The 25,641-nt window shown below is 52.5% G+C and carries 32 protein-coding genes; 2 read left to right on the top strand and 30 right to left on the bottom strand.

Annotated features, from left to right (window positions below):
* Positions 1 to 370: 370 nt before the first annotated feature.
* The 7 genes from PGY33_RS03940 to PGY33_RS03910 form a co-directional block, all read right to left on the bottom strand.
* Complete coding sequence (locus PGY33_RS03940; protein ID WP_270477455.1) at positions 371 to 628, bottom strand: DUF3592 domain-containing protein; 258 nt, start codon at positions 626 to 628, stop codon at positions 371 to 373.
* A gap of 48 nt (positions 629 to 676) precedes the next feature.
* Positions 677 to 811: a hypothetical protein gene (locus tag PGY33_RS03935; protein ID WP_256186109.1), complete on the bottom strand. Its 135-nt coding sequence runs from the start codon at positions 809 to 811 to the stop codon at positions 677 to 679.
* 391 nt (positions 812 to 1,202) lie between these two features.
* The gene (locus tag PGY33_RS03930) at positions 1,203 to 1,826 is read right to left on the bottom strand and encodes a VanZ family protein (protein ID WP_025580950.1); all 624 of its coding nucleotides are present in this window, start codon (positions 1,824 to 1,826) and stop codon (positions 1,203 to 1,205) included.
* Between the two features lie 80 nt (positions 1,827 to 1,906).
* Positions 1,907 to 2,086, bottom strand: coding sequence for a cysteine-rich KTR domain-containing protein (locus PGY33_RS03925; RefSeq protein ID WP_074021989.1), 180 nt, complete (start codon positions 2,084 to 2,086; stop codon positions 1,907 to 1,909).
* A gap of 128 nt (positions 2,087 to 2,214) precedes the next feature.
* Positions 2,215 to 2,865, bottom strand: coding sequence for an ABC-2 transporter permease (locus PGY33_RS03920; RefSeq protein WP_117502866.1), 651 nt, complete (start codon positions 2,863 to 2,865; stop codon positions 2,215 to 2,217).
* Positions 2,858 to 3,718 carry an ABC transporter ATP-binding protein gene (locus PGY33_RS03915; RefSeq protein ID WP_158403853.1) on the bottom strand — a complete coding sequence of 287 codons (861 nt, stop codon included), beginning with the start codon at positions 3,716 to 3,718 and terminating at the stop codon, positions 2,858 to 2,860. Before PGY33_RS03915 ends, PGY33_RS03920 begins: the two co-directional genes overlap by 8 nt.
* The gene (locus tag PGY33_RS03910; protein WP_002578893.1) at positions 3,711 to 4,094 is read right to left on the bottom strand and encodes a GntR family transcriptional regulator; all 384 of its coding nucleotides are present in this window, start codon (positions 4,092 to 4,094) and stop codon (positions 3,711 to 3,713) included. The genes PGY33_RS03915 and PGY33_RS03910 overlap by 8 nt, the downstream gene beginning before the upstream one ends.
* 199 nt (positions 4,095 to 4,293) lie before the next feature.
* On the opposite strand from PGY33_RS03910, the gene PGY33_RS03905 reads away from it, so the two are divergent.
* The gene (locus PGY33_RS03905) at positions 4,294 to 4,659 is read left to right on the top strand and encodes a helix-turn-helix transcriptional regulator (RefSeq protein WP_172682257.1); all 366 of its coding nucleotides are present in this window, start codon (positions 4,294 to 4,296) and stop codon (positions 4,657 to 4,659) included.
* A gap of 169 nt (positions 4,660 to 4,828) precedes the next feature.
* Here PGY33_RS03905 and PGY33_RS03900 read toward each other — a convergent pair whose 3' ends face one another.
* The 23 genes from PGY33_RS03900 to PGY33_RS03790 all read right to left on the bottom strand — a co-directional run bounded on the left by PGY33_RS03900 (position 4,829) and on the right by PGY33_RS03790 (position 24,134).
* Entirely contained in the window at positions 4,829 to 6,244 is a 1,416-nt protein-coding gene (locus PGY33_RS03900) for a relaxase/mobilization nuclease domain-containing protein (RefSeq protein ID WP_270477450.1), read from the bottom strand.
* A 79-nt stretch (positions 6,245 to 6,323) separates the two neighbouring features.
* Positions 6,324 to 6,614 (bottom strand): CD1845 family protein, encoded by a 291-nt coding sequence (locus tag PGY33_RS03895; protein WP_009901657.1) that lies wholly within the window; start codon positions 6,612 to 6,614, stop codon positions 6,324 to 6,326.
* A 175-nt stretch (positions 6,615 to 6,789) separates the two neighbouring features.
* A complete protein-coding gene (locus PGY33_RS03890) occupies positions 6,790 to 7,131 on the bottom strand; it encodes a plasmid mobilization protein (protein WP_117500197.1) in 342 nt (113 codons plus the stop codon).
* The gene (locus tag PGY33_RS03885; protein ID WP_003500078.1) at positions 7,131 to 7,313 is read right to left on the bottom strand and encodes a DUF4316 domain-containing protein; all 183 of its coding nucleotides are present in this window, start codon (positions 7,311 to 7,313) and stop codon (positions 7,131 to 7,133) included. Before PGY33_RS03885 ends, PGY33_RS03890 begins: the two co-directional genes overlap by 1 nt.
* A gap of 12 nt (positions 7,314 to 7,325) precedes the next feature.
* On the bottom strand, positions 7,326 to 7,949 hold the full coding sequence (locus PGY33_RS03880) for a hypothetical protein (RefSeq protein WP_050005651.1): 624 nt from the start codon (positions 7,947 to 7,949) through the stop codon (positions 7,326 to 7,328).
* Positions 7,950 to 8,048: 99 nt separating this feature from the next.
* Complete coding sequence (locus PGY33_RS03875) at positions 8,049 to 8,450, bottom strand: cysteine-rich VLP protein (RefSeq protein WP_270477446.1); 402 nt, start codon at positions 8,448 to 8,450, stop codon at positions 8,049 to 8,051.
* Positions 8,451 to 8,642 carry a hypothetical protein gene (locus PGY33_RS03870; RefSeq protein WP_003500082.1) on the bottom strand — a complete coding sequence of 64 codons (192 nt, stop codon included), beginning with the start codon at positions 8,640 to 8,642 and terminating at the stop codon, positions 8,451 to 8,453.
* 2 nt (positions 8,643 to 8,644) lie between these two features.
* On the bottom strand, positions 8,645 to 9,292 hold the full coding sequence (locus PGY33_RS03865; RefSeq protein ID WP_270477444.1) for a DUF4366 domain-containing protein: 648 nt from the start codon (positions 9,290 to 9,292) through the stop codon (positions 8,645 to 8,647).
* On the bottom strand, positions 9,279 to 9,545 hold the full coding sequence (locus PGY33_RS03860) for a DUF4315 family protein (protein WP_005927622.1): 267 nt from the start codon (positions 9,543 to 9,545) through the stop codon (positions 9,279 to 9,281). Before PGY33_RS03860 ends, PGY33_RS03865 begins: the two co-directional genes overlap by 14 nt.
* A 22-nt stretch (positions 9,546 to 9,567) precedes the next feature.
* A complete protein-coding gene (locus tag PGY33_RS03855; RefSeq protein WP_270477441.1) occupies positions 9,568 to 11,235 on the bottom strand; it encodes a C40 family peptidase in 1,668 nt (555 codons plus the stop codon).
* A 279-nt stretch (positions 11,236 to 11,514) separates the two neighbouring features.
* A complete protein-coding gene (locus PGY33_RS03850) occupies positions 11,515 to 13,944 on the bottom strand; it encodes a VirB4-like conjugal transfer ATPase, CD1110 family (protein ID WP_442865561.1) in 2,430 nt (809 codons plus the stop codon).
* Positions 13,862 to 14,248: a PrgI family protein gene (locus tag PGY33_RS03845; protein ID WP_003500106.1), complete on the bottom strand. Its 387-nt coding sequence runs from the start codon at positions 14,246 to 14,248 to the stop codon at positions 13,862 to 13,864. Before PGY33_RS03845 ends, PGY33_RS03850 begins: the two co-directional genes overlap by 83 nt.
* Before the next feature lie 44 nt (positions 14,249 to 14,292).
* Positions 14,293 to 14,913, bottom strand: a complete 621-nt coding sequence (locus tag PGY33_RS03840) for a DUF7007 domain-containing protein (RefSeq protein ID WP_227358979.1) — start codon at positions 14,911 to 14,913, stop codon at positions 14,293 to 14,295.
* 42 nt (positions 14,914 to 14,955) lie between these two features.
* Positions 14,956 to 15,597 (bottom strand): septation protein SpoVG family protein, encoded by a 642-nt coding sequence (locus tag PGY33_RS03835; RefSeq protein WP_158573025.1) that lies wholly within the window; start codon positions 15,595 to 15,597, stop codon positions 14,956 to 14,958.
* A 42-nt stretch (positions 15,598 to 15,639) separates the two neighbouring features.
* Positions 15,640 to 16,506 (bottom strand): VirB6/TrbL-like conjugal transfer protein, CD1112 family, encoded by an 867-nt coding sequence (locus PGY33_RS03830; RefSeq protein ID WP_270477438.1) that lies wholly within the window; start codon positions 16,504 to 16,506, stop codon positions 15,640 to 15,642.
* A 41-nt stretch (positions 16,507 to 16,547) separates the two neighbouring features.
* Positions 16,548 to 16,763 (bottom strand): Maff2 family mobile element protein, encoded by a 216-nt coding sequence (locus PGY33_RS03825; protein WP_016306504.1) that lies wholly within the window; start codon positions 16,761 to 16,763, stop codon positions 16,548 to 16,550.
* A gap of 89 nt (positions 16,764 to 16,852) precedes the next feature.
* On the bottom strand, positions 16,853 to 18,676 hold the full coding sequence (locus PGY33_RS03820; protein ID WP_270477436.1) for a VirD4-like conjugal transfer protein, CD1115 family: 1,824 nt from the start codon (positions 18,674 to 18,676) through the stop codon (positions 16,853 to 16,855).
* Entirely contained in the window at positions 18,673 to 19,143 is a 471-nt protein-coding gene (locus tag PGY33_RS03815) for a PcfB family protein (protein ID WP_025543433.1), read from the bottom strand. The genes PGY33_RS03820 and PGY33_RS03815 overlap by 4 nt, the downstream gene beginning before the upstream one ends.
* A gap of 91 nt (positions 19,144 to 19,234) precedes the next feature.
* Entirely contained in the window at positions 19,235 to 20,284 is a 1,050-nt protein-coding gene (locus tag PGY33_RS03810; protein WP_118524771.1) for a hypothetical protein, read from the bottom strand.
* A 14-nt stretch (positions 20,285 to 20,298) separates the two neighbouring features.
* Positions 20,299 to 21,012: an antirestriction protein ArdA gene (locus PGY33_RS03805; protein ID WP_117567937.1), complete on the bottom strand. Its 714-nt coding sequence runs from the start codon at positions 21,010 to 21,012 to the stop codon at positions 20,299 to 20,301.
* A gap of 4 nt (positions 21,013 to 21,016) precedes the next feature.
* Positions 21,017 to 22,102, bottom strand: a complete 1,086-nt coding sequence (locus PGY33_RS03800; protein WP_158403850.1) for a DNA cytosine methyltransferase — start codon at positions 22,100 to 22,102, stop codon at positions 21,017 to 21,019.
* Positions 22,089 to 22,445: a DUF7768 domain-containing protein gene (locus PGY33_RS03795; protein ID WP_178105371.1), complete on the bottom strand. Its 357-nt coding sequence runs from the start codon at positions 22,443 to 22,445 to the stop codon at positions 22,089 to 22,091. Before PGY33_RS03795 ends, PGY33_RS03800 begins: the two co-directional genes overlap by 14 nt.
* 309 nt (positions 22,446 to 22,754) lie before the next feature.
* A complete protein-coding gene (locus tag PGY33_RS03790) occupies positions 22,755 to 24,134 on the bottom strand; it encodes a ParB/RepB/Spo0J family partition protein (RefSeq protein WP_253093653.1) in 1,380 nt (459 codons plus the stop codon).
* A 122-nt stretch (positions 24,135 to 24,256) separates the two neighbouring features.
* Between PGY33_RS03790 and PGY33_RS03785 the strand changes: the two genes are divergently transcribed.
* Positions 24,257 to 24,673, top strand: coding sequence for a hypothetical protein (locus tag PGY33_RS03785; protein WP_270477431.1), 417 nt, complete (start codon positions 24,257 to 24,259; stop codon positions 24,671 to 24,673).
* The last annotated feature ends 968 nt before the right edge of the window (positions 24,674 to 25,641 follow it).

Genomic DNA, 25,641 nt, shown 5'->3' with positions numbered 1-25,641 from the left:
TAATTAAGGTTCCAACAAATTTCGCATACATAGCCGGAATAACCCGGAGGCGGAGCTATGCTTTTTTTAACTGATGTAGGTCATGGGTGCTATGAAAAAAGGCAAAAATAGACACGGCGGCAATCCTCCTATATGCCGCCGTGGATTTACACGGTGTTAGGTCGTCGTTGGTTTAGGATAGACGAAAAGAAACGGCGGCTCTGATTTTCTCAAAACCGCCGTATCAGTCGATGATACAGAAAAGCGCACGAAATCCTCTGCCCGTCAGCGGTTTTTTTCTTTTCCCCGCTGTGGAGGCAGATGTTTGAATATGTAGGTATGTTTCATGCCGCAAAGGCCAAAACATACCGTGTTAGTCAGTCAATTTGAATTAGAGTTCAATTCTTGCTTTCGATGGCTTATCTTCACAATAGGTAACTTTAATCGTTGTTCCCTTGTCAGGGACTTTGTTTCCTGCGCCAATCCATTTTCGGCAGATGTAATCTTTGCCGTCTATCGTATATTTGACCTTGATAGTATGCGGAAAGGCTGCGCCATCCATCGCATGAACGCGGGCAGGTTTACGATTCACTTTTAACCACCATTGTTTTGTAACTGAAATTACAGTTCCCATTGTTTCTTTTTCCATAAGTTATACCTCCAATGATATTTTTGATTGATGATACCTATTTTCTATTCAGCCTTTTCTTTGTTTGTAGTAAAAGCGGAACGCTGCTGCGCCGGTGGCCGCCAACTGTACCAGAATCAGCACAGCAAACAGACCGAAGCTCTCATAGTAGAACAGTTCATCCCAAAAATATAGTCTGTTCAAATGATGCCATTTATTGTATTCTAAATTTGTAGGTAAGCTGAACGGGTAACTTACCAAGGGATAGCGGCAACAGATGTCTATCTAACCATACTACCATTGAGATCGAAAAGTATGAATTGAAGAGTACAATAATAGGGTTGATTGAGGATCAACTTTTATTTTTTGTACCTTCATGTTAGAAGCCGTTGTGGACTATTACCTAAAAATAATAGATATAACACAAAGAGAATTATTCAATCTGTCCAAGCATAACAGGAAGGAAAAGATTGAAATTCCATAGGTAGTGGCTTCGTTGACGCGACTAAGTTCAATACGGAAAAATCGGTCTGCAGGTGTGTCAAACAGAAGACACTATTTTTTTATATCTGAGACCGATTGTTTCCGATACAATTTATGGAACATTCAGCACATCATGGACAAACCAAGTCTGAGCCGTGACCATAATGGCAAATGTGCAAATAGCAAAGAGAAGTACTTCAGCCACAGCATTGACACGGCTGGATTGAAGTTGCTTTTTCAGATTGGCAGGCAAGATTCTTGACAGCAGACAATAAACTAAAAATCCAATACAGGCTCCAGCGGTATTTGTCATCAAGTCATTGATGTCGGAAGAACCCCAGCCAAACATCTGGACAATTTCAACAGCCAAAGAAAACAGAAAGCCAGTCAATGCAACCGTCTTCATGTGATGATATTTCTTGTACAGCAGCGGCAGGAAAAATCCCAACGGGACAAACAGAATAATATTCAGAATGGTATCAATTGGCCCAGTTATCATACCGATAAATGGAGTCCAAGAAATGTTCGGGCGAAAGGTCATTGTGCTTGTAAAGCCGATGCCTGTGACGGTCAAAAGTCCGAATAAATAATAACCAAAAACAAACACTGCAGCGGTATGGAGAAAACTTTGTGTTCTCCCCAATTTTTTGAGCCACAAGAAATACAGTACGAAGACTGGAACCATAAACACATACCCACTAATTGAGCGGATGAGAATATCAGAAATTGGTATCATTATTATCTCCTTGTCAAATTCAAATTTATTGCCCATTCCAGCATTGAGCATTTTCTCATAAAGCAAACAGAATACTGTCATTAGTAACGACGGTATTCCCATAATGCTAATCGTAAGTCTAATTGTTCAATGTCGATTAGACATTCACTTTTACATTTTGGACAAAAGAGAGGAAAATTTTTAAGTACGGTATCTTCCCGAATTTTGTCGCGTGTTTTATTCCCGCAGACTGGGCAGCGGATGAACTCTGTTTTCTCCATATTGTTCACTCCGAATTGCGATCATTCTTTTTCTTATCCCGATATTTCCGTATGAGTTTATTACGGATAGGAACGCCAACACCAAGCAAAAGCACAACTGCCAAAATTGTGAAATCCATACAATCACCTCACATTTCTTTGTTCTTCATAATCCGAATGGACAAGAAGATCGAAACCGCATACATCACGACAATAGCAAAAACCGCAAAGAAAACGAGAAGTATCGGAAAAGATTCAACGACTGAAATAATTGATTTCCCGATAGCTGGCATTTTAGAGAGAAGAAGTAAAGTCACCAAAAAACCGGCCACTGGAATATACATAAATACCCGTCCTTTGATTGAGCCGTACTTGTAATATCCCGGAATCTGGAACACAGTATAGAGTGCAAATAAGAATACTCCTGCAATAGCGGCAGTTACAATGTCAAATACGCCAACTGTTTCACCCAGCACTTTCAAGACAAGCGGCTGTGCAATCAAAGAAATAATCAAGGAAAGAAGCCCCATTGCAAGGACGAAAACATAGCGTCCGATCACAAGCTCGCTTTTCCGAACAGGTAAAATACCAAACAGACGATCCATACTGTTTTTTTCTGTGATGGAAAAGGTATATCCCGTCGTCATGGCAATAAAGCACATAGCAAATGATACCCCTGTCAGTAAAGAACGATTGATTGCGGCAAACACAATCGGCAGAAGCAGGGTGAAACAAATTGTCTTAAAATATGGTTTTACCAATGCAATATCTAATTTTGTGGATTTCAAAATATTACTCATAATCGTCACCTTTCTTGCTTGTAAACACTACAATTTCATCAATGGTGGCAGGCTCAATGGTCAGGTTAGGGAAACCGCTAATATCTTCGGTTTTCATCAGTGCCTCAAATCCCGTAGGGAATGTACGAATACCAGCCGCCTTATTTTTCAGATCATCGGACAGTTCCTCAATTCCACCTTTTACAATGCGGAACATATCTACAAAATCATCTTTGCTGCCAGTAAAGAACAACTCGCCATAACTGATGTAGGTAATATAATCGGCTGCACGCTCCAAATCGCCTGTGATATGGGTGGAGAACAAAACACTATGCTCACCATCTTCAATATACTCTGAAAGAATTTTCAAAAGTTCATCTCTGGAAACCGGGTCAAGTCCACTGGTCGGTTCGTCGAGGATCAGCAGTTTGGCGTCGTATGAAAACGCACAGGCAAGCATTAACTTCATCTGCATACCTTTGGAAAGTTCTTTTACCTTTTTGGTTGGTGCAATGTGAAATTTCCGTAACATATCCGCAAATTTCTGGCTGTCCCAATTTGGATAAAATACCGAAATGGATTTTTCAACCTGCGACACTTTCCAATCATCACTGAAATAATTTGTATCGAAAACAACGCCCAGCTCTGATTTTACTTTTTGTTCTTCTGCGATATTATCCAGCCCCATCACTTTGACTGTACCGCCGGTGCACTTGAGCATATTCAAAATCAGTTTGATTGTCGTTGTTTTGCCAGAACCATTCGGGCCGATCAAGCCCATAATATATCCCTTTGGCAAAGTAAAGCTGATATTATGAAGTTGAAAAGAATCAAAAGATTTTGAAAGATTCGTTACCTCTAAATAATTAGTCATCTGTTTTTACCTCCGTTAAAATGTCCAAAAGGCGATGTAATTCCTCTGTGGATAGATTTGCCATTCTTGCAGCTTTTATTGCTTCGGTGAGATTGTTTTCTACTTTGCAAATAAGCTGCTCCTTAATCAGTTCTGAACCAGACCCCATTACGAAACATCCACGCCCCTGCACATTTTTAACAAAGCCCTCTTGCTCTAATTCTGTGTATGCCTTTGTCACTGTTAAGACGCTGATCTTTAGGTCTTTGGCAAGTGTTCTAAGGGAGGGCAAAGTTTCTTCGGCTTGAAGCTCGCCAGATAAAATAGCCGCCTTGATCTGCTGTTTAATCTGCTCGTATATGGGGACGCCAGATACATTTGAAATAATCAGTTTCATTTCTGCATCCTCCGTGTGTTTTAACTGTTATGCTATTGTGTATAACAGTATAACACAGAGAAAAAATAATGTCAATGAATGAATGGATGTTTGTGTTTTCAAGGTTCAAGAAAACATAGCGGAAATGAAATACCACCTTACATCATATTTCATTACATTTTCATAATCCAACCCGAAATGTACAATGATATAGGGTGATATGAGAATGAACCAAGAAGAAAGAAGGTTTGACTTTCACGGCCTCGGGGCGGCTCTCAAACGAGCCAGAGAAGAAAAGGGATGGACACAAGCCTACGTTGCGGAATTAGTAGACCGTGACTCCCGTACCATTATGAATATTGAGAACAAAGGTCAGTATCCCAGCTTCGACCTTTTTGTTAAACTCATTACCATGTTTGACGTTTCAGTTGACCAGTTTATTCATGCGGACGGAGGGGCAAGGTCAAGTTCTTGCAGAAAGCACATTGATGTGCTCCTAAATTCTATGAATGAAAAAGAGCTTGTTGTAATAGAAGCCACAGCCGAGGGCATTAAGAAAGCCAGAGAAACGGAGGTTCCAGAATAAGGGCCTCTGTTTTTTTGCGCCATTTTAGGGGCTGTCGCTAAGTGGCAAGCAATGCCTCTGTGGCCACAAGTGGCACAAAGGCGGCTTGTTGGGGCTCGCCCCAAACCCGTATCTTCGGGCCAACATGGCCCGAAGTGTCAGCGTCGCTTTGCTCCTTATTTTCATAACCTTAACGCTCCTTTTCCTGCTTTCGTCCCGGCCCGGTGTAGCCCATTAGAGTGTCAATGTTCGCCTTGATCGTGACGATCTCCTGCATATCCCGTCGTGCCTTCTGGTATTCTCCATAGAGCTGTTTTTTCTTTGCTGTGAGCTTGCGGCCTTCCTCCTTCAGCACATCCATTTTAGGGAGCTTCGCCCCGCCCAGCAGAGAGCGCATTTCCGCTTGTGCAGCCCGGTACAGTTCAAGGTCGGCCTCATGCTCCGCAAGGAATTTCCGGCTGTACTTCGTCGCCTTATACTGCTCAAAGACTGGGCGGGTTTTGGCATACTGAACCGTTGCGGCCTTTAGCCCGGCATTGGTTTTCATGGTCTGTTCCGTCTGCTTGACCTGTTCGGAAATAACATGGAAACGGTCTGCCGCCTCGGTGGCTTTCTTCGCCAACTGCTCATAATCGGTCAGGTTATTGTCCTGTATATAGGCAAGAGCGGCGGCCATCTGCTTAATGTTAAATACCTTCGCCCAGCGTTCATATCCCGGCCCCTTACCGGCAGCCAGCTTTGCTTGAATATCCACCGCCAGACTGATTTTCCGCCCCGAGCGCCCGGGGCGTTTTTCTTTGCCCTCAATGGCGGACAGAACATCTTGCAAGTCGTAGCCGTCCCCCAGCGTGGAGGCACGCAGACGGGTGAAGCGTTCCTGTCCCTGCCCGGTCAGCCGGAAGCTGATACCGCCGCCCCGAACCGTCTTGACCTCATACCCGGCCCGCTTCATCAAATTGAGAAATTCGTCCAGATCAGCGGGGCGTTCCGCCAGCGCAGTATCAATAGCAAGGCGCAGTCGGTCCTGATAGGAAAGCGGCCCTTTCCGGTCTTTCTGCCACTCCCCATAGTTCCGATACTTGCTCTTGCTCCGGGGCTTCGGGTTCTCCACGATGGACAGCCCGTTTTCAAGGCACAGCCTGTCAGAGAGCCGCCGAAGGGCGAAGCTGGAGCCCCAAAAATTTCGGAATTTCTGGGTGCAGTCAAGGGTGGTGGAGTTGTAATAAATGTGACAATGGATGTGCTGCTTATCGGTGTGCGTGGTAACGATAAAAGCGTGCCGCCCCTTTGTCCAGCGCATAGCCAGCTCATAGCCGATACGGTTCGCCTCCTTCGGGGTGATCTCGCCCGGATAGAAGGATTGTCGTATCTGATAGCACAGCACATTATTTTCTTTCTTCTGTTCCCGGCCCGTCATAGCGGCATAGCTGGCCTTTGCCAAAAGGAACTCGTCCGCCACGGTGGCCGGATCACATTCATAAGCGGAGATATACTTTCCGCTTTCTGTTTTCTCCGGGTCCTTGCCATAGTCCAGACAATCCCGGATAGCCTCAGCAATCGTTTCGCCTTCGCCCGCATGGCGCTGTAACAAAGTTGTGGTAGCCAAAAATCATTCCTCCTTTCCATGAGAAAGGGGCGGCCCATTCAGACCGCCCCGACTTCGGGCCAGTATGGCCCGAGGCTGCTTAACTTGCCAGAAACCGGTACAGAGCGGATTTGCCTCCGTCCAGCGCCCAAAGAAGGGAGCCCGCCGCCGCTTGCAGTCCATACGGCGAAAGAAGGAAGGCAAGAAACAGAAATACAATCCCGCCTATGGGCGTCGGCGTGAAAAAGAGAGCGACACCCAGCACCGCCAGGATCACAGAGGCAATCGTCAGCAGGACGGCACAAATATCAAACAGGAACACCAACAGAGCCGCCAGAAGGGACAGCGCCAAAGCAAAGGGAGCAACCAATATTTTCAGCAGTATCTTCATCTTCAAAACCTCCTTTATCTATCCTTTCTACCTCTATTTTATCATGCCTGCCCGGGGACATAAATGTTGCGAAAGATTAGTAAATCCTGTCCTAAAACTTCGGGTCATGCTGGCCCGAAGTGGTAAAAAAAGAGCAGGGCGGCAAGCCCCACAACGGAAGCCTGCCGCCCTCGTCTCACTTTGCCACCAGCTCGGAGAGCTCCCGCAGCACCTTTGACACCTCGCCCCACAGCTTTTCATAGTCCCGCTTCAATCCGTCGATTTCCTCCGGGTACACGCCATAGGTATGTGCGTGTATGGCAACCTGATTGAGATTGTTGGAACAGCGCCGTTGCAGAGAGACCAGCTCTTTTACGGGCGCAAGGTCGATGTGCAGGATATACCCATTCAGAGCCATTTTCCGTACATAAGCCCCGGCGTTGGAAATGCCCGCCTCAGCCATCCGTTCATGGATGGCTGCCAGCTCGTCCGGCGTTACCATGACGTGCAGATGGACATTCCGCTTGCGGTTCTCCATCAGCGTTCCAGCTCCCGGCCTTTCCGGCGCTCTTTGGGTTCCTTTACCTTATCAAGCGGTTTTGCGTCCAGCTCCGGGGGCGTGGGCGGGATGGGCGTGTTGTTGGGTACGCCGTCGATCATGTTGCAGTTCTGCTCTGTGGAGAGCTCGGCGGTTTTCAGATAGTTGTCTTTTTCGTGCATGGCGATCCTCCTTTATCGTTCCTCATGGTTTTTATGGCTCCGCTTCTGGCCGGGCTCCTTCGGGGGTTCCTGCCCTCTGGTTTCATCTTTGAGCCGGGCAGTAATGGATGGGCGCACCCGGTCAGGATTGCCCGGTGCTGGTTTCAGCTCATAATCCTCCATCTGCTTTTCGGTCAGCGGCTTTGCGTAGGTCAGTTCGCCCCATGCCATCAGCCTGCCGTCTGCCACAGGACGCCGCCTGTCATCATCGTAGTTGACGATGGAAAGAGGCTGGTTATCCGGCGGCTTCGGGTAAGTTCCTATGTCCACGGGCCGCTGGGTGGAATAATAGCGGTAAACGCCCTCCGGTCCCAGCTCGGTATGCTTGACCGCCGCATGGTAAAACTGCTGATAGTCGTCCACCCGGCGGTCAAAGTCCCTCTGCGCCCATGCCTGACTGGTTCCATAGCGACCCCAGTAGTAATCCCGATGGCCGTTTTCCCCCTCGGTAAACTGCCAGGTCACAAAGGGGCTCGGCGCTCCCGGATTATGCCCCAGCGCAAAGCCGTGTCCGGTTTCAAAGGTGGCAGCTTTCAAAATCACATATCCTTGTACTGTCTCCAAGAGATACCTCCTTTCTGTGCCTCGGGCTAACATGACCCGAAGTGCTGGATGTTACGAAATAAGAGGGCAGACCGGGGAGAAATGTAATAAGATATTCCCACCCCGGAAACACCCTCAAAAAAGCCCGGAATGTCAAGCCTTTGGAGGCGGCAAATCGTAACAGCCGCCCGGCCTTTTCTTCCGCATTTTCCTCATGCGTTCCCGGCTTTTTCGGCGGTTCCCTTCGGCCTTGCAGGCGTCGGAACAGTAGGCTTGACGCCCCTCGGGCAAAAACGCCTTTCCGCAGACCGCACAGGCTCGCAGCTCCGGGGAGATGCCTTCCGTTGTCAACGACGCTTGAAGCTCCGGGTTAAGAGGCAGGACAGCCTCACGGAAATAACGGCAGTACGCCCCTGTCCAGCACTTGTGCAGCATACAGCAGGCACAGTCAAGAGGAAGGCACAGGCCGCTTTCCCGGTCATAGTTGGCGCACATCCCCGTGACCAGAGAACGGATTTTTTTCTTCTCGTCACGGGTCAGCTCCCGGGCGTCCATTTAAGACTTCGGGCCACGATGGCCCGAAGGGCGGGGCTCCACGATCAGCGCCCGGAACTTCTTCCGGCACTGTTTTTTCTTTCCTTTGCACTCCTTGTAATAACGGCATCCCTTACAAGGGTCGTCATTGTCCCAGCCGGGGTGCGGTACTTCCTTCATCATTCGTTCAAAAGGGCTGCTTGTAAAATTCATTCTCATTCCTCCGTATCTTCCTCCCACGGCGGGGTATTTTCGTCCTCGGGTTCCTCTGCGATCTCCTCCAGCTCCCCGTCCTCATATTCGCAGTAATCATCTTCCAAATCCGGGGCCTCATGCTTCGGCTTGTAAATCTTGAAATAGTAACCAATCCCACCGCCGGCCAGCACCACCGCACCGATCAGGAGCAGAGAGAGAAGGGGGCTGTCCTTTTTCTCCGGCTTGGGTTCCGGTACTTCCTCCACCGGTTCGGTGGGCTTTGGCTCTGGCTCAGGGGTCACTTCTTTGGGCGGTTCCTTGCCCTGTTCAGCAAGAGGCAGAAGGTCGTCTGTGGTAACGGTATTGAGGAAATAGACGTTCTCGCTGGTTTTCTGTTTGTCGATCACCAGATAAAACACGCTCTCGTCTGCTGTGGTGATGGTGTAGAACTCCTTTCCATCCTCGTCGGTGGCGTTGTCCACCACGGTTCCCGTCCCGTCCGGGGTAAAGGGGTTCTGGGTTTCCGGCTCCGCTTCGGTTTCCACCGGGGCGGGCGTTGTCTCCGGCTGCGGCTCGCTGCTCTGTGCATAAGCCGGGACTGTAAAGATCAGGCAACACAAAAGGCTGGCAGCCATCGCCGCCAGCCTGCGAAATTTAGTTTTCTTCATGGGCTGTGTCCTCCTTTTCGGGTGCCTCCGGCTTCGGGTCAGTATGGCCCGAAGCGGTAAGGCTGTTTTTGGGGTCGTTCAAAAAAGCCATAAGCTGGGCGGGCGTCAGTTTGAGGGAGCGCACCGCCTGCACGATCTGGCTGTTTTCTTCCTCCTGTTTCTGCTTTTCCAGCTCCCGGATTTTGGCCTGCCACTCGGCAGCCTTCTCCCGGGCTTTTTCCAGTTCCTTATCGAGCTTGTCGATCTTGTTCATGCAAGGACTCCTTTCCTCTGGCTCACAAACGCCCGAAGGCATAGAAATGTGTCTGCCAGTAGCTTGAATTGATGTTTGCGTATTGGATGGGCGAACCACAATGGAGCATCATCCCGTCGCCCACATAAATCCCCACATGGGACACAGGGCCGGGGCTGTCATAGGTTCCCGTGAAAAAGATAATATCGCCGGGCTTTGCCTCGGAGGGGGAAATGATAGCACACTGGTTGTAAATGCCCTGCGCCGTGGTACGGGGCAGGTTGTGGACGCCGCTGGCCGTGTACACCCAGCAGACAAAGCCCGAACAGTCAAAGGAGGTGGACGGGCTGGAGCCGCCCCACACATAGGGCCAGCCGATGTACTTTGTGGCTTCTTCCATGAGCGCCGCAAAAGCCGGGTCATCCAGCGCCTCGCCGGGTATCTCATAGCTGGGGCCGGTATCTTCGCCGCCGTTGTAAATCCCTTCCCACAGATAGGGTTTGTTGCCTTTGAGCTGCTGCATAACGGTGTAGATTTCTCGCTGCTGTTCGTTAAGCCTCGGCAGGATCACGGCAGGCAGCGTCTTGTTTGTGAGGGTCACATTGAGAATGTAATACTCATAGGGAACTTCCTCGGTGGTGGTTTCCCCGGTCTCCGGGTCGGTGCTGGTTTCGGTGCGGTAGCGTATCTCGACTTCCTCCGTCAAGGTCAGTTCATACTGTGCCTCGAAAATCTCCCGCAGCTCGTCCTGCACCTGTTCCCGGAAATACACATGGTACTTTGCCGAGAGATAGGACGCCAACTCATAGGGGTTATGGCCGATCTCGTCCACGGAATAGCGGTACTCGTCATAGCCGGGATGGGTGCTTTCGATGTTCGCTACCGTCTGCGCCAGCTCATTTTCCAGCGCCGTGTAGTCCTCGTCCACGCCAAGCAGGTCGGCGTCCTCCGAAGCATAGGAAGTGCCGGACACAGCATTGGCAAGGCCGCTGCCAAGCGTGGGAAAGATGGAGCTTACCGCCGACAGGATATAGCAGACCAGCAACAACAGCACCAAAACCAAAACCGCCACAGGATGACGGGTCACAAACTGCGCCGCCCGCCGGGTCACATTCCCCGAAGCGGCAGCGGCTTTCTTTGCGGCCTTTGCGCTCTGTTTTGCCGCCGCCTTTGCTTCTTTGGAATACCGGCGTTTCAGTTTCCATTTCTGCTGCACACGGGAAAGCGGATTGCTGGCAAGCTCCGGGTGATCGGAGGCCATCTTTTGAAAATCCACATTGGCCCGGGCTTTTATGTCCTTCCGTTCCCACTTTGCCACCTTCCGGGCCGGGTGTTCCCGGTATCTCCGTTTGGCATACCGGGTCAGTTTCCGGGCTCCGGCCTCGGCCACAAGTTCCGACTTATGGGCTCCTTCCACACCCACATTTTCATGCTCAACTTCGTGGATTTTGTTGTGGAGATAAAACCATGCTTCGGTGCGGGCTCCCCGGACAGCTTTCTTCGCAAGCCCCGGCGGCTTCTTCGCTGCCCGTTTTGCCTCGGTCTTGTCCAGTTTCTCCCGGGCCTTTCCCAGCTTTTCCCCGGCGTGTTCCGCTTTTGCCTGTGCTTTCTGGTACTTGTCCTTTTTGCTCCCGGCCTTCTCGGCGGAGCCCTCCGGCTCCTGTGCCTTGCCGGTATCCTGCGGCCCGTCCGCTTCATCTTCCTGCCTCATGCGGTCAGAGGGACGGCTTTTCCGTCTGTCCTCTTGAAACTTGCCGCTTTTGGACTTCGGGCCATCATGGCCCGAAGGGCTGTCCTGTCCGGTATCCTCGTCCTCAAACCGCAGACGTCGGGATGGTGCGGGGGAAGGTCTTTCCCGTTCAGCCGGTCCGGGGCGATTGCCCCCGGTATCCTCCGTCGGCCCCGGCCTTTGAAAATTCTGTTTATCCGGTTTTTTTCCGATGGCGTGTCCCTCCTTTCCGAACCTCGGGCCAGCATGGCCCGAAGTGTGTTACGCCCGCTTCATTTCCTGTTTCTTGTCCTCCGGGCGGGTGGTCATAATGGCGTACAGCTCGGTATTCTGCGGGAAGCGGTCAACAAACGGGATGGTGGTGTTCCCGAAGAACAACAGCCCTTCGCCGGAATTGGTGTGGGTCACATAGGAAAGCTGGTGGGGGCTGATGCCGAGCTGTTTGGCTAAAATCTGGCGGTCCCCCTGCGCCTGCGAGAGCAGCACAAGGAAGTCCGAGTTTTCAAAGATGTTCTCGATCTCTGGGCTGGCAAGGAAGTCCTTCACATTCTGCGTTAAGGCGCTGGGTACGCAGCCCTTCTTACGGAGCATTTTCCAGATCGCCACACAATAGCTTGCCGTCAGGCGGTCACGGAGCAGCACATGAAATTCGTCGAAGTAGCACCATGTAGCGATACCGCGCAGGAAATTCATGGACACCTGCGAGTTTACCAAGTCCTGCATAATGAGCATGGCAATCGTCCGAAGCCCGGCCCCCAGCTTTTTTAAGTCAAGGCATACCAGACGGCGGTTTAAGTCCACATTGGTTTCATGGTTGAACACGTTAAGGGAACCCGACACATAGATTTCAAGGGCAGTTGCCAGCCGTACCGCCTCGCCCTCCGGCTGGGAACAGAGCAGGTCATACAGGGTTTGGAGGGTCGGCATTTTTCTTGTTTCCGGGTCCTGCAAATGTTCCCGGTACATCTGGCGTACACAGCGGTCAATGACGGTCCGCTCCACCGGCTGCAAGCCATCCTTGCCGCCAACGATCAGCTCCATCAGCGACAGGATAAAGTCGGCTTTCAGCGCCATCGGGTTTTCCTCGTCAAAGCTCAGGTCAATGTCCATCGGATTGATGTGGTGGGGGCTGTCCGGGGCGATCTCGATGACCTGTCCGCCCAGCCGCTTGATAAGGGGCGAGTATTCGCCCATCGGGTCCACCACAATGATCCGGTCACGGGTGGCAAGGAACACGTTCACAAGCTCCCGCTTTGCGGCAAAGGATTTGCCGGAGCCCGGCACGCCGAGGAACAGGCCGTTGGGGTTTTTGAGCTTTTTCCGGTTTGCCATGATGACGTTATGGGAAAGTGCGTTGAGCCCGTAATAGACGGCTTCGCCATCCATGCGGAGCTCCTGCGTCATAAAGGGAACGAAAATGGCCGTGGAGCTGGTCGTCATGCCGCGCTTGATCTCAATGCCGTTATGGCCCAGCGGAAGGCTGGAAAGAAAACCATCCTCCTGCTGGAAGTCCAGCCGCTTCAAGGTGCAGTTGTATTTCTGGACGATACCCGACACCGTGAACAGGTCATTGTCCAGCTCCCGGCGGGTCGGGGCCATGTTTACCACAAGGAAGGTCAGAAGGAACATTCGCTCATTCCGGCTCTGTAAATCTTCCAAGAGGGTCTTTGCGTCGTTGCTGTACGTTACAAGGTCGGGTGGAAGTATGTCCATGTCGTACCCTGACCGGGCTGCCTTCTTTTGTTCCTCCACCTTCATCTTGTCAATGTCGGAGACTTTGGCCTTGATGGATTTTACGGCAGCGGCCTGATCGACGGTCTGGATATGGAGAGTGATGGTCATTTCCGCATCCATTTCCAAAAGCTCCGCCAGCAGCTTGTCCGAGAGCTCCGAGGCCAAAATCTGCAAGTAGGAGGCAGCGCCCCAAGTCGTCCCCACCCGGAACAGACGGCTGAAACGAAAATCGAAACTGTCCGGGGCGATAAAGTCTTTGGTGGAAAGCCCGGTTTTGGGGATCATATCCCATGAAAACCGGAAGGGGGAGCCGCTGCCGGGGTGGAGCTGCCCGTGAAGAAGCTCCAGCCGTTCCAGCCCCGAAAGGGAACGGCACTTGACGCCCAGCTTTTTGAAGTTCCCGCAAATGTCCGCCTCTACACGTTCCAGCCTTGCCCTGGCGGTGGAAAGGTCGTCCACATTCACGCCGAAGGTCAGGAGCTTTGTGCGGACAATGCCGTTGTTGCTTTTGGCGATCTGGTTTTCCAGCATTTCCACATACTCACACCGGACGCTGTTGTAATCATCGTCCTGCATGGGGATGTTCACGCTGTACCGGCTGCCCGGGCGGCTCCGGTGGTTGAGGAAGGAAAGCTGGAACGGAAGGCTGCTGTCAAAGTAGTTAAGGCAGGCGCTCCACCCGTCAAAGATGGCCGCCTGATCTTCGGACTGTGCGAGCTGGTAGTTGATGTCCTCGTATTCAATGGTTTTGGTGTAATAGCGGTCCGCTACCCGGCACACCCCGTCCCGGTACATTTCCCGGTAAGGGAGGGTCTGCTGGGCGGTGGTGGGAATATTCTTTCCTTTCGTGAACAGGCCGGTAAGGCCCTGTTTTTCAGGCTTTCTGCCTGCGGGCTTTCCGGCCCTTCTGCTGTTTCGCAATCGGCTGCGCCTCCTTTCTGGCGCTAAGCAGCGCATAGAAGTTTTCGGTTTTGTAAGGCCGCACCCGGGGATAGAGGAACCGGGTGCGGATGATGTTTTTCAGCACTTTTTCCAGCGGCAGGCCGTCCCGCTCATACATAGCCAGAAAGAAGAACGGGAGCATGAGGCCGATCATCAGGAACATGGCGGCACTGTTCCCGATACTGCCACGGGAAAACAGGTAAGCCGGGAGGCCCACCGCCGCCGCGCTGGAAAAACAAACAAGCTGGCGCTTCGTTAGGTTGAAGGCCAGCTTTGTCTTGATTTTGGAAAGGTCTTTTGGTACTGGCACATAGGCCATTTTGTTACACCTCCTTTATTGCTTCGGGCCAGTATGGCCCGAGGTTATCTTGCGGCCTCTTTGGCCGGGGCTGTGCTGCGGGCAGCTTCGGCGGCCTCTCGTCCGCTCTGCCTTGCCCGCCAGTATTCGGGGTGATACTGCCGGATGGACTGATTGAGTTTTTCTTCAAACTGTCCTTTGTCCTTAATGCGGTCAGGGATTTTCCACAGCTTTTTGTCCAGCAGCTCCCGGAGCACTACGCTTTCCTGTGCGTCCTCCTCATAGCAAATATAGCCCTTGTCCTTGAAGCCGCACTTTTTCGCTGCTGGGGAGAGGACGGCGGCTACCTCATTTGCCACCATCGTTCCGCCATGGCTGGCGGTAGATACCAGAAACACCCCCGGACAGAGGGTTTCACAATTCTGCACCTCGCCCCACGGGGAGCTTTTCGGCGCATGGAACATTCCGCCCGTCCGGCTCCGGTCTGCCTGCATGAGCGCTGCCTTTTCTAAGATGGCTTTCAGTTCCGGGGAAAAATAGGCATATTCCCGCAGGACACGGGCGGCCTCCCCGCCGCAGGCGTTCATCAACAGGGTATAGGCGTCGCTGTCCGCTTTGGTACAGCGGCCCAGCAGTTTTCCGTCGTAATAGCAGGCCGCGTCATAGCCCGTCCGTTTGCGTGGCATGGTTCCCGCCTCCTTTCTGCTTCGTGCCAGCATGGCCCGAGGTCAACGCTCTGCACTGCGGCTGGGCTTTTCCTTCGGAGGCCGCTCTGCCTTTGCCTGTTCGGCAGCCGCTTTTCCGGCTTTGAGTTGGTCGCTGATGGACGCACGCCCCACAGAGCCGCGCTCCGCCATCTGTTCCAACTTTGCCTCATAGGCTTGCAGAACAGCAGTATTGAGCTGTTCCCGGAACTCCTTTGTGACAGGGTAGGCCATATCCCGATAGCCGCCTTTGCCGTCCGGCTGGCTGGGCATCCCAAGAAAGAGGCCCTTGCTGCCCTGTACGATTTTCAGATTTTCCACCACAAAGCAGTCATTGAATTTCACGCTGGCAAAGCCCATGAGATTTTTCACAGGTTCGATGACCCGCACGCTTACATCCAGCTTTATAGGGGCGGCTGGTGTTCCGCCCGCAGTTTTTTCCTGCATGGATTTCTCCTTTCCGGCGGGAACAAGGTTCCCGTCCTTGTAGTCATAGCCTTCCGCCCGGAGTGCCGCCAGCGTGTCCGCCGATACGCACCCGGACAGTTTCAGATCGGTTTCCACCATAAAGCGCATGGTGTCTGCTTTAGAAAATTCTTCGGGGAGCTTTCCGTAGAAAGCCGGGTGCGGCTGTCCGTCCGCACCCTGTTTGTAACGCCGGGGCATACCGCCTCCTTTCCGCTTCGGGTCAGCATGGCCCGAAGTCTCTTAATGGCAGCCGAAGATGGATTTTGCAAGGCTGCCCGTTTTGAACAGGGTAAAACACAGCAACACCGTATATCCCACGCATCCCCAGATCGCCCCGATGGGGTCGCCGTCGGCGGCGATACTCTGGATCAGCACCGCATAGATGGCAACACAGACTAAGATCAACAGACCTTGAAAGCCCACCGCAAAGAGGGAGCGGAAATAGTTCTGCCCCATGTGTCCGGTTTCCCTGTTGGGGACGGTGGCAAACGGGATAGGCGCTAAACTTGTGAGTAAATAAATTTCAATCATACGGCCATATACGATGACGAAGATCACGATGTTTAAGGCAATCATGGTAAGCTGGATCAGGAAGGATTGTAGCCAGAGTCCGAACAGAGGGCCTAACTCCATCGCTTCAAGCTCTGTCCGCAGACTGTCCAGCACATCCGGCGTGATTTCTGTCCCGTTCTGGATAATGCCCGCTGACTGCTGGATCACATGCTGGCTCACATCAAAGACCGCCAGCACGATATTGAAGGTATTCGTCAGGATCATCACAGCCACAAAGGTTTTGAACACCCACTTAAAAAATATCCATGTGTCAACTTCATGGAGGTTGTTGCGTTCTATGAGCATCTGTATCAGCTCATAAGTCATTACAAAAGTGAGGATGACCCCGGCGATTGGCAGGATGGCAGTTTCAGAGATCTGTCGTATCATGGAAAAGACCCCGGCGTTCCAGTCCGCCGGGGTCGTGCCTACCTGTGTGGCGATCTCGCCAACGCTCTGATTGACGTTATCGAAAAGGCCATCCAGATTTCCCATGATACCATCGACGAGCAGACCTTTCAGCCATTCAACGATTGCGTCGATGATAAAGTCCATACATCAGCTCCTTTTCTGGAAAAAGGGACAACGGGTGACATTTAGCTGAACAGGCCGGACAGCAGAGGGATAAGCTGAAGACCGATCAGAACGACACCGCCGCCCGCCATGAGCTGCTTAATGCCCTGGCTTTTTGCCGCAGGGTTGTCCGACCCGTAACCTTCCAGAAGGTTGATGACGCCCCATACCGCCAGACCGGCGCCAAGAGCCATGACCAGAATTTTGAGAATGTCGATTGCCTGATTGAAAAATTCCATATACGTTCCTCCATTTTGTTTGTTTGATGATTTTGGGTACAAAAAAAGCCGCCCACATCGGCGGCGCTTCGGGTCAACATGGCCCGAAGTTACACAAACTCGTCGCTGTCCAGATCATCGAAATTCAACAGGTCAGCTTCTTCGTCCGTGTCGGAGCCGTCCACTTCGTACACCGTGTATTCGTCCTCCGGCTTTAGTCTCAATGGCCGGTGGCGGAACAGGCTTTCCAAGCGGAAGGCGTTTTTCTTTTTATCAAATTCGGCTGTGTACTTGTAATTCGGGTGCTTTTTCAAGTCATACTTCGGGGACAGGAAGGGCGGGAGCCCCCGAAGCTGCAAGATACATTTATCCCCGGGCATGGTGGTGATCTCGCTGGTGGTCATCAGCTCCCGGCCAAGCCGCTGCATATTCTGGCTGTAACTTTCAGACTGTCCACGGCTTCGGCCCTCGGTCTGCATAGAGATGGTGGCCTTGCCCAGCCAGTTTTCCGAAATATCCTTTAGGGTGGAAGCCTCCCGGCCTCCGAGGAATACGATACTGTCCATGTTGCCCATGATGGTTTCGGAATGGTCTTTGTACAATGCCTTGCACTGGCTCATTGCCTGATAAAAAAGCGTCAGGCTGATCTCACGGGAGCGGATGACGGCCACGATCTTTTCCAGCCCCGGCACCTGCCCGGTGTTGGCAGCCTCGTCCCACAGCACCCGCACATGGTAGGGCAGACGCCCGCCATAGGTGTTGTCAGCCCGTTCACACAGAAGGTTGAACATCTGCGAAAAAGCGAGGGCAACCAAAAAGTTGTAGGTGGTGTCCGTGTCGCTGATAAGGAAGAACAGAGCCGATTTTTCATCCCCCAGCTTATCCAGCTCCAGCTCGTCATAAGACATAATCTCCCGAAGCTGGGGAATATCAAAGGGAGCCAGTCTTGCACCGCAGGAAATCAAAATGCTTTTGGCTGTCTTGCCGCTGGCGAGCTTGTATTTCTTATACTGCCTCACGGCGAAGTGCTGGGGGTTGCGGCGTTCCAGCCCGTCAAACATATAGTCCACCGCGTTTTTGAAGGTTTCGTCATCCTCCCGGACTTCCATGCTGCTTATCATTTCCACCAGCGTATTCATGTTGCGTTCTTCCTCCGGCCCCTCAAAGACGATGTAGGACACAAGGGCGCAGTACAAAAGGGTTTCTGCTTTTGTCCAGAACTCGTCGCCCTCCTTGCCGTCGCCTTTGGTGTTGGCAATCAGGGCGGTAACAAATTTCAAAACATCGCTTTCTGTCTTGATATAGGCCAGCGGATTGTAGTGCATGGATTTTGAAAAGTCGATACTGTTGAACACCCGCACCCTGTATTTCTCCCGTTGCAGAAACCGCCCGCACTGGTCGAGAGTGCCGCCCTTCGGGTCTACCACCACATACGAGGAATGGGCTTGAAGGAGCTGCGGGGTCAACCAGAACCTTGTCTTTCCCGAGCCGGACGATCCGATGACACAGGCGTTTAGGTTCCGGGCATTGGCGGGTATCTTCGGACGGGTGTTCATGGTAAGGAACTCCGTCCCGGTCAGAATGACATTGTTCTGAAATTTAGGGTCAACAAATGGCTTTATATCCTCCTTTGTTCCAAAGCGGGCGGTGCCGTACTCCGCATCCCGCCGGAATTTTTTCGCCTGCCTGATCTTTGACTGTATCAGCAGATACATCCCAGCCGCACCGGCAAGGCCCACCAGCAGGTCAATACCTCCCAGCCCCGGCCAGTAGGTTTCAAAGGCTTTGGGGAAGGTATCAAGCATCCCCATGAGCTTTGTCCCGAAGTCTGTGCCGGGGGCGATCCGGTAGGCCGTCCCGATTTTGGAGAAAAACCAGAACACAAAGAGGTACGGCAGGTTTGGGAGCACATATTTTCTGATCTTGTCACTCAACGTCCGTCCTTCACCGCCTCTCTGGTCCGCTGCTTTTCCTTTGCCTGCGTCCTGATTTGCTCCGTGAATTTCCGAAGCTGACCGAGGATGGAAGCCTTGTCCTGCTCTTTGTTCAGCACCTTTGCGCTGTACTTCTGGAAGGCCGCCGTGATAGCGTCCGCCTGATTGGCTTTGAAAAACAGCAGGTAATGACCGGGGCTCACTTTATGGAAAGCGTAGTCCACATGGAACTCCTTCGCGATCCGGTCAAAATCCTTTGGAGCTCCCACATAGGGCATGGCACTTTTGCCGCCATAGTGGTTCATCAGCTTTTTCACGCTCTGGCGTCCCTGCGGGGTCAGCGCCTTCTGGTGGTGCTTTTGCAGCGCCCGAACCACCTTGCCAAGAGCGGCAGCCAGCACTTTTCCTGTGAGCTTCGTTGTCCTGATCGAAAGGGCAACCGTTTTTTGGTTTACTTCTTCCTGCATAAAACCTCCTTTCCGTCGGGGTTCCCGCTATCCGGGAGGCCCCCGTACAATCTCGGGGAACAGAAAACCTCGGGCCAATGTGGCCCGAGGCTTACCGCTCGGCATCTCTGCCGGACGGAGCTTTCTTTTCCGGCTCCGTCTGGACTTTTTCGCCCTGTTCCCGCATGGTCTGCAAGATAGAGGGCTTCTTTTGAAGCTGGGAGGGCTTTTCGCCGGACAGCGGCTTGATACATTCCAGACGGTCAGCCGCCCGGATGGCGTTGTCCGTGAGCTGCCTCTGCCATGCGCCCACGCTGGGAGCCCAACGAAAGCCGCTGCTTTTCAGCTCGGCCCGGGTGTCCGCGTCAGGCTTTCCGTCAAAGAACACCTGCAAGCGGTTGTCCTCCCGGTTCATTTCCACACGACCCCCATCGAACTCCCAGCCGGAGAATTCCTGCTGTGCCTGTTTGGAAAGCTGTTCGATACGGGCCTTTACCCGGCGGATCTCCGCATTGTTGTTGGTAAGCTGGTAACTTTCAAAGGGCCTCGGGTCGCTTCGCCAACTTGACGCCATGCTTGCTTTCAGCTTTTCGATCTGGTCCGGCGACAGCAGCGCACAGCCGTCCAGCTTGCCATGCTTGCGGTAATAGGCGTTGACCTCCTTCATAATGAGCTGGGAGCGTTCCAGCCCGTCCAGCTTCTTCTGGAGCTTTTCGATCGCTGCCGGGTCATCGGCGCTGATCCCGCCCATGCCGGTACTGCATATCTTATCCAGCAGCCCTTGAATATACCGCCATTCCTCCATGTTGCTGTCCCGGGCCCGGTTCTGTTTTTCCTTCTTTCCCACCGGGAAATTGGCAGGTCCGGCGATCATCACAGAGGGAACCCTTGCGTCAATGGCAAAGCCCTGGTTCATGTTTTCGGCCAGCTTGCGGGCGTAGGTGTCTAACAGATGGTCGATCTTCTCATGGTACATGGGGTCCACCCGGGATTTCTGCTTTTCCGCTATGGCGGCGGCCTTGTCCACCATTGCCCGGTATTCCGCCGTTGCGCTCCCTTCCTTGTAGTCGGAAAAGCTGTTCATTTCTTTTGCCCGGCGGGCGGCTCCTTCATTGATAGGGTAATAGTTGATGGTATGCACCTCCTTTATGCTTCGGGCCATGCTGGCCCGAAGTCCTACCGTTCTTCATGGGAAGGCCCCGCCTTGTCCTTTTTCGGAGCGGGTGGGGCTTCTTGAAACCGTTTGAGTGTAGCGAGAATGGAGTGGACAGGCTCGGCCTTTTCAGGATAGGCAAATATCCGGTGTTCCGGCGGGATGTCCTGCGGCCCGTGGTAATACTCCTTGAAGCCCTCCGGGACTGCCGACACATACCCACCGGGAGCGAATACGCCGCCCTCGTTGATACGCACATCCCGCCCGTATGCCTCATAATCGAAGTAGTTCTGAATGTGCTCCGGTATGTCGATAGTCCCAAGCTCGTCGGCGTAAAGACGACCCAGCCCTTCATCATCGGAAATATCCGGGTAAAAGCGGTAAAGGTCAAGGTTCTGCGTCAGGTTTATCAAATCCTTCACGCTCCTTGTGTGGTTTCCCAAGACAAGAGCGGCTTCAAAGGTTTCCAGTCCGCCCTTATCCCGTACTTCCAGCAGGGCGTGGCCCAGCTCGTTCAGCTCGTCGATGTTCTCACATTCGTAGAGATGATCGTAGAGCCCCAGCACATCACTGTCAAAGCTGGTAAAGAACACTTCGCTGTACCGTTTCCCGTCTATCCCGATTTTGGCAAGGGCGGCCTGCAACTCCTGTGTCGTCATGGGGAAATGTACCGTTGTCCCTACCTCGATCCCCATCAAGGGGTACAGGGCTGTATTGGTTATATAGGCTTCAAACATGGGCTTATTCCTCCTTTCCGGCCCTGCCAGCCAGCACCTCATAGATCCCGGCCATAATGTAATCGGCGCAAGGGAGGGCAATCGCATTTCCCAGCGCCTTGTAGCGTTGCAGAGGCCGGATCTCCATGCCGTCCGCCCCGTACTTTGTCCAGCCCTCCGGCAGCCCCATCAGCCGTTCGCTTTCCGTTTCCGTCAGAAAACGGATGCAGCCGCCCTCCGGGTCGCCCTCATACCAGAAGGCAAAGGGCGTTACATCACTGGCTAAAAGAGTGGGAAAAGGGTCAGTTGGTAATCCGAAGCTGTTTCGGAAGGCCGTTTCTTCCTGCCTTTTTGCCGCTCCCCGCATACGGAAGCACTGAAAGGGGTGGATGACTGGTATCTGCCGCCCTGTTTCAAAAGAAGCTGTTCGATCTCCTTCGGCGGCGGCCCACCCGCCCTCTCCGCAAGGCGGAGGAAGTGGGAGCATTGGACGGGACTTAAATAGTATGTCTGCGGCACGTCTGCCTCCAAAATCCGCCACGACGAAAATCCGCTGCCTTCGTGCCAGCCTTCGGGAGCCTGCCCAATACTGGGCGTCCATGAGCCGCCAGCACACATCAGGCGTTCCCCCTCGCACCATTCCGGCGTTTCCCCATCTTCCCGAAGGAGGCATTGGAACTTCGGTGTCCGAGAAGGCGGATAGGACGGCTCTAAAGTCCATCCGGTCATTTGTAGAAAACGCTCCCATGACGTTTTCCCAAACAGCGATAGCTGGATATAGGTTATCAGTAGCATCCCTCATTTCCTGTATGATACGAAACGCCTGATAGAACAGGCTTGATTTTGCCCCGGCAAGGCCGGAGCGGTTGCCGATCAGAGAAAGGTTCTGACAGGGAGAGCCGAAGGTTATCACATGGACCGGCGGGATTTTCCCGCCGTCCACCTTCGTAATATCTCCCAAATGCGCCATATCGGGAAAGTGCCTTTTGGTTATGGAGATGGGCGCTTTTTCAATCTCGCTGGCCCATACCGGACGGATACCGCACCGGGAAGCAGCCAGAGGGAACACGCCGATCCCGTCAAAAAGGCTCCCCAGCTTAATGTCCGGCATAGCCCGGGGTGCCGTGTCCCTTCACGGCAAGCACCCCTTCCAGCGTTGTCGCCGCAATGCCCAGCCGCCCGGCAACCGCAATATCGTTTTTTACATCCTCGTCCACAACGCTGCCGCAGACGATCAGGGTATGGGAGCGCCGCAGCATATCCCGGCGCATATCAATCCCGGCCTTGTGTTCCTCGGGAACGCTGTCATTCAAAAACAGCGGCAGATACAAGAGCGGGCAGATCGGGGAAAAGCCCGCCTCATAAGCAAGGCGGCAGTAGTGGGCCGCCAGCTCCATATCAACATCCGGCTCGCCGCTCCATGCGGCGGTCAGGTATGCTAAAGGTCGTTTCATTGGTTGAGCCTCCATTTCTGTTTTGGTTTAGGGTAAAGCAAGAGTTCGCCCAACCCCTCCGCCCCTTCCCCCGGGAAGGGGAACGGCTCTGGAGAATTTATATCCCCGTCGCTTGACCGGGAAAAAGCACAACCGGGAGAAATCCGTCAAGGGTGCCTCTGGCACCGCCTGCGGCGGCGCTGCCCTTGACTGATTTTCCCGGCTATGCTACGGAATAACTGGCGACGGGGAATAATTTATATCTCCAGAGCTTCGGGGCGCGGGGCAGAGCCCCGCAATCCTCGGGCCATGCTGACCCGAAGTTTGGGCTTACTTTTCCTGTTCGGTTTTCTTCTCCGGCTTTTCATGTTCCTTCTGCTGACCCTTCCAGTCGTCCAGCAGCTTGATGATCTGGTCCTTCATTTCCCTCGGCGTAGTTTCCTTGCCGAAATACTTGCTCAGTTCCGCACCTGTCAAAATCACTTTGTCTACCTCCTTTTTGTCCTCCATCATAATGCCGTCGATCACATCCCCGTTGAGCAGCTTCTTTTCGTCCAGCTCACGCATACGCTTTGCCTGCGCCTGTGAAGGCGAGGACTGCTGGCTGTCAATGGCGACGGCGATATAGTTCTGGTTCTTCTTGCCGATATAGGAAAGCTCCACCGCCGTAGTAAAGCCCAGCTTTTTTTCATCCATCAGCTTCATCAGGTCGGGAACCAGCTCATTGAGCCGGATATACCGCTGCACCTGCTTGACCGCCATCTTATTGCGCTCGGCTACAATTTCGTTGGAGCGTTTTCCTGCGTCCTTCGGGTCAATCTGACCCGAAGTGCGGGAGCCCTGGTGCTTGATGGCCTCAAGCTGCATTTTCAAGGCTTTGGCCCGCTCACTGGGGAGGATTTCTTCACGCTGGTTGAGATTGTCCTCGACCATCTGCGTGATGGCTTCATCGTCCGTCAGATTGCGAACAATACAGGGCATATCCGCATATCCGGCAAGCTCGCTGGCCTTCTGGCGGCGGTGGCCGGACACGATCTCATAGCCGCCATCCTCACGGGGACGAACAATAGCGGGCTGGGTCACGCCCTTGTCCTTAACGCTGGACACCATAGCCCGCATTTCTTCATCATCCCGGACTTCAAAGGGATGGTTCTTGAAGGCGTAGAGCTCGTTCAGCTTGATATAGACGATCTGCTCCTTGCCCCGGCGTGGTGCATCCTTCGGCTTTTCGGGTTCCTTCGGAGTGGGAGCAGTCTGCACCGTTGGAGCCGTTTTTTTCTCCGGTTCCTTTTTGACCGCCTTTTCCGGTTTCTGTGCGGGAGCTTTGGGCTTCGGGGCTGCGTCCTTGTCTTTATCTGCCTTCGGGGGACGGCCCCGGCGCTTCGGCTGTTCCGGCTCTTTGGGTTTTTCCTCCGCTTTCTTCGGAGCCTCCGGCTGCTTTTCCGGTTTTTCCGTTTTTGCCGGGACAGGCTTTTCCCCGCTGGGAGCTGCCGCCCGTTCCTCGACTTTCTTTTCCTTCATAATTTCAGCGAAGTTATAGACAGAAACCTGTGGGTTCTTTACCTCCGGTTCCGTCTTTTTTTCCGGCTCCGGGGAAACGGAAACCTTCTCCGGCTCTTTTGGGGGAGCGGGAGGCGTTTCCTTGCCCGGCCCGCTATCCGTTACCGGCTGTTCCGGCGTTTTTGTGGTTTTATCATCTGCCATAAGCATTTACCTCCTGTTTTTTGGCATGAAAAAAGAGGCTCAACTTTTCAGTCAAGCCCCCGTGGGAAGTTCCTCCTTTCTCCGCCATGATACAAAAATACCGCCCGTAGTCTCGTTTGGGCGGTACTTTGTGTAAGATTGGCAGTCCATTATTAAGTTTTTTATTATGTTCCCTTTGTACACCGTTGCAAGCATTAATTAAGAAAAACGACCTGCCAAAAGTTGTTTTCCACTCGCTTCGCCATTCCAGCATCACTTACAAATTGCAGCTGACTGGCGGTGACATCAAATCCGTCCAAGGTGACTCCGGTCACGCGCAAGCCCAGATGGTGACAGATCAGTACGCCCATGTCATGGACGAGAACCGCAAAAATAACGCCGAGCTGTTCGAGCAAGTTTTTTACCGTGGCAAAATCCCGGATGCGCAAGAAGCATCCCCTGCTGTCAATCCTCCTTCCGGCATCGATCCGTCGCTTTTGAAAAAAATCTCCGAAAACCCCGACCTGCTCAAGATTCTGAGCGCGCTTGCCGACAATCTTGGCTAACCCTCCCCCATCTAAGAGAGCACCCGTGATCAAGTGCTCTCTTTTCATTTGCGTGGAATTATGATATATTATATAGTATCCTTTGCTTGATTTATGATGTGAAGAACAGTGCTGTATTTCATGTAAAACCGTCTAATATTGGCGCGCGAAAAAAAATACGCATCTTCCCCCGTATTAGAAATTGTCTAACAAACGTCTAATTTGCCTGTATCTTCCATGAACCACAGTGAACACAAAGCGACTCTGCATCACGGGACCGCATGCATCGACTTACTCCCACGAACTCGGGTGAACACGGGCGAAACCGGCGGGGGGCTTCTCCTAAGCGTGGGGCCGGAGGTTCAAATCCTCTCTGGGACGCCAGCTAACAACGCCGAAAGCCTTTGTTTTCAAGGGTTTTCGGCTTTTCTTATATAAAAAGCTGCGAAAAAGCTCTTTCACTGTATGAGATAAAATCCTACTCCAAACTTGATTTTTGACAACCCCTCCAGAATCGAACGGTTGTTATAAGTCAAAAACGCCAGCTAATTATTAGCAGAAAACGGGCTGTTCTTGCTAATGAAAATGCCCTTCCTGCTAATCAGACCAAAAATCGTGCTAAAAAACCTGCTAATCAAAAAAGGCGGATGTTTTAAGTACCGTGCTGTTATAGCGGATAAAATTGAATATCCTTATGTACATAGAGCGTCTATTGGCCCCGCATCGAGGATGGATAGGCGCTCTTTTTTTATGCCCAAAACCATGGGCAAATACAAGAGATTGGAGGTGTTTTATTTGAGTAAGCCTGTTTGTACCGCAGACAAGACAAGCGATTGCCATTACTGCTACTTCTGGACGAATGGCAGAAAGGGTTGCCGTCTGGGTAGAAATAATTGCTACTACTTAATCTCTTTACTACCGAAACCCAAGTCGGAATGTGATGGCTGTCCCTATGGGAGAGAGCACCCGTGTATTGGTTGGTGTACGAA

Source organism: Butyricicoccus sp. AF18-9LB (genome assembly GCF_027684505.1).
Taxonomy (GTDB): Bacteria; Bacillota; Clostridia; order Oscillospirales; family Butyricicoccaceae; genus Agathobaculum; species Agathobaculum butyriciproducens.
The sequence above is the reverse complement of the archived record's forward strand: the minus strand, read 5'-3'. Positions and strand labels throughout refer to the sequence as shown.

Bases quoted from the DNA above. Each gene is read 5' to 3' on its own strand.
- PGY33_RS03850 (WP_442865561.1), bottom strand. From the start codon at position 13,944: ATGCGCTGCTTAGCGCCAGAAAGGAGGCGCAGCCGATTGCGAAACAGC.
- PGY33_RS03880 (WP_050005651.1), bottom strand. From the start codon at position 7,949: ATGTTAGCCCGAGGCACAGAAAGGAGGTATCTCTTGGAGACAGTACAA.
- PGY33_RS03805 (WP_117567937.1), bottom strand. From the start codon at position 21,012: ATGTTTGAAGCCTATATAACCAATACAGCCCTGTACCCCTTGATGGGG.
- PGY33_RS03870 (WP_003500082.1), bottom strand. From the start codon at position 8,642: ATGAATTTTACAAGCAGCCCTTTTGAACGAATGATGAAGGAAGTACCG.
- PGY33_RS03855 (WP_270477441.1), bottom strand. From the start codon at position 11,235: ATGAGGCAGGAAGATGAAGCGGACGGGCCGCAGGATACCGGCAAGGCA.
- PGY33_RS03865 (WP_270477444.1), bottom strand. From the start codon at position 9,292: ATGAAGAAAACTAAATTTCGCAGGCTGGCGGCGATGGCTGCCAGCCTT.
- PGY33_RS03860 (WP_005927622.1), bottom strand. From the start codon at position 9,545: ATGAACAAGATCGACAAGCTCGATAAGGAACTGGAAAAAGCCCGGGAG.
- PGY33_RS03825 (WP_016306504.1), bottom strand. From the start codon at position 16,763: ATGGAATTTTTCAATCAGGCAATCGACATTCTCAAAATTCTGGTCATG.
- PGY33_RS03890 (WP_117500197.1), bottom strand. From the start codon at position 7,131: ATGGAGAACCGCAAGCGGAATGTCCATCTGCACGTCATGGTAACGCCG.
- PGY33_RS03910 (WP_002578893.1), bottom strand. From the start codon at position 4,094: ATGAAACTGATTATTTCAAATGTATCTGGCGTCCCCATATACGAGCAG.
- PGY33_RS03845 (WP_003500106.1), bottom strand. From the start codon at position 14,248: ATGGCCTATGTGCCAGTACCAAAAGACCTTTCCAAAATCAAGACAAAG.
- PGY33_RS03790 (WP_253093653.1), bottom strand. From the start codon at position 24,134: ATGCTTATGGCAGATGATAAAACCACAAAAACGCCGGAACAGCCGGTA.
- PGY33_RS03905 (WP_172682257.1), top strand. From the start codon at position 4,294: ATGAGAATGAACCAAGAAGAAAGAAGGTTTGACTTTCACGGCCTCGGG.
- PGY33_RS03840 (WP_227358979.1), bottom strand. From the start codon at position 14,913: ATGCCACGCAAACGGACGGGCTATGACGCGGCCTGCTATTACGACGGA.
- PGY33_RS03925 (WP_074021989.1), bottom strand. From the start codon at position 2,086: ATGGAGAAAACAGAGTTCATCCGCTGCCCAGTCTGCGGGAATAAAACA.
- PGY33_RS03895 (WP_009901657.1), bottom strand. From the start codon at position 6,614: ATGAAGATACTGCTGAAAATATTGGTTGCTCCCTTTGCTTTGGCGCTG.
- PGY33_RS03915 (WP_158403853.1), bottom strand. From the start codon at position 3,718: ATGACTAATTATTTAGAGGTAACGAATCTTTCAAAATCTTTTGATTCT.
- PGY33_RS03885 (WP_003500078.1), bottom strand. From the start codon at position 7,313: ATGCACGAAAAAGACAACTATCTGAAAACCGCCGAGCTCTCCACAGAG.
- PGY33_RS03920 (WP_117502866.1), bottom strand. From the start codon at position 2,865: ATGAGTAATATTTTGAAATCCACAAAATTAGATATTGCATTGGTAAAA.
- PGY33_RS03810 (WP_118524771.1), bottom strand. From the start codon at position 20,284: ATGGCCCGAAGCATAAAGGAGGTGCATACCATCAACTATTACCCTATC.
- PGY33_RS03875 (WP_270477446.1), bottom strand. From the start codon at position 8,450: ATGGACGCCCGGGAGCTGACCCGTGACGAGAAGAAAAAAATCCGTTCT.
- PGY33_RS03800 (WP_158403850.1), bottom strand. From the start codon at position 22,102: ATGCCGGACATTAAGCTGGGGAGCCTTTTTGACGGGATCGGCGTGTTC.
- PGY33_RS03835 (WP_158573025.1), bottom strand. From the start codon at position 15,597: ATGCCCCGGCGTTACAAACAGGGTGCGGACGGACAGCCGCACCCGGCT.
- PGY33_RS03830 (WP_270477438.1), bottom strand. From the start codon at position 16,506: ATGGACTTTATCATCGACGCAATCGTTGAATGGCTGAAAGGTCTGCTC.
- PGY33_RS03795 (WP_178105371.1), bottom strand. From the start codon at position 22,445: ATGAAACGACCTTTAGCATACCTGACCGCCGCATGGAGCGGCGAGCCG.
- PGY33_RS03940 (WP_270477455.1), bottom strand. From the start codon at position 628: ATGGAAAAAGAAACAATGGGAACTGTAATTTCAGTTACAAAACAATGG.
- PGY33_RS03815 (WP_025543433.1), bottom strand. From the start codon at position 19,143: ATGCAGGAAGAAGTAAACCAAAAAACGGTTGCCCTTTCGATCAGGACA.
- PGY33_RS03930 (WP_025580950.1), bottom strand. From the start codon at position 1,826: ATGATACCAATTTCTGATATTCTCATCCGCTCAATTAGTGGGTATGTG.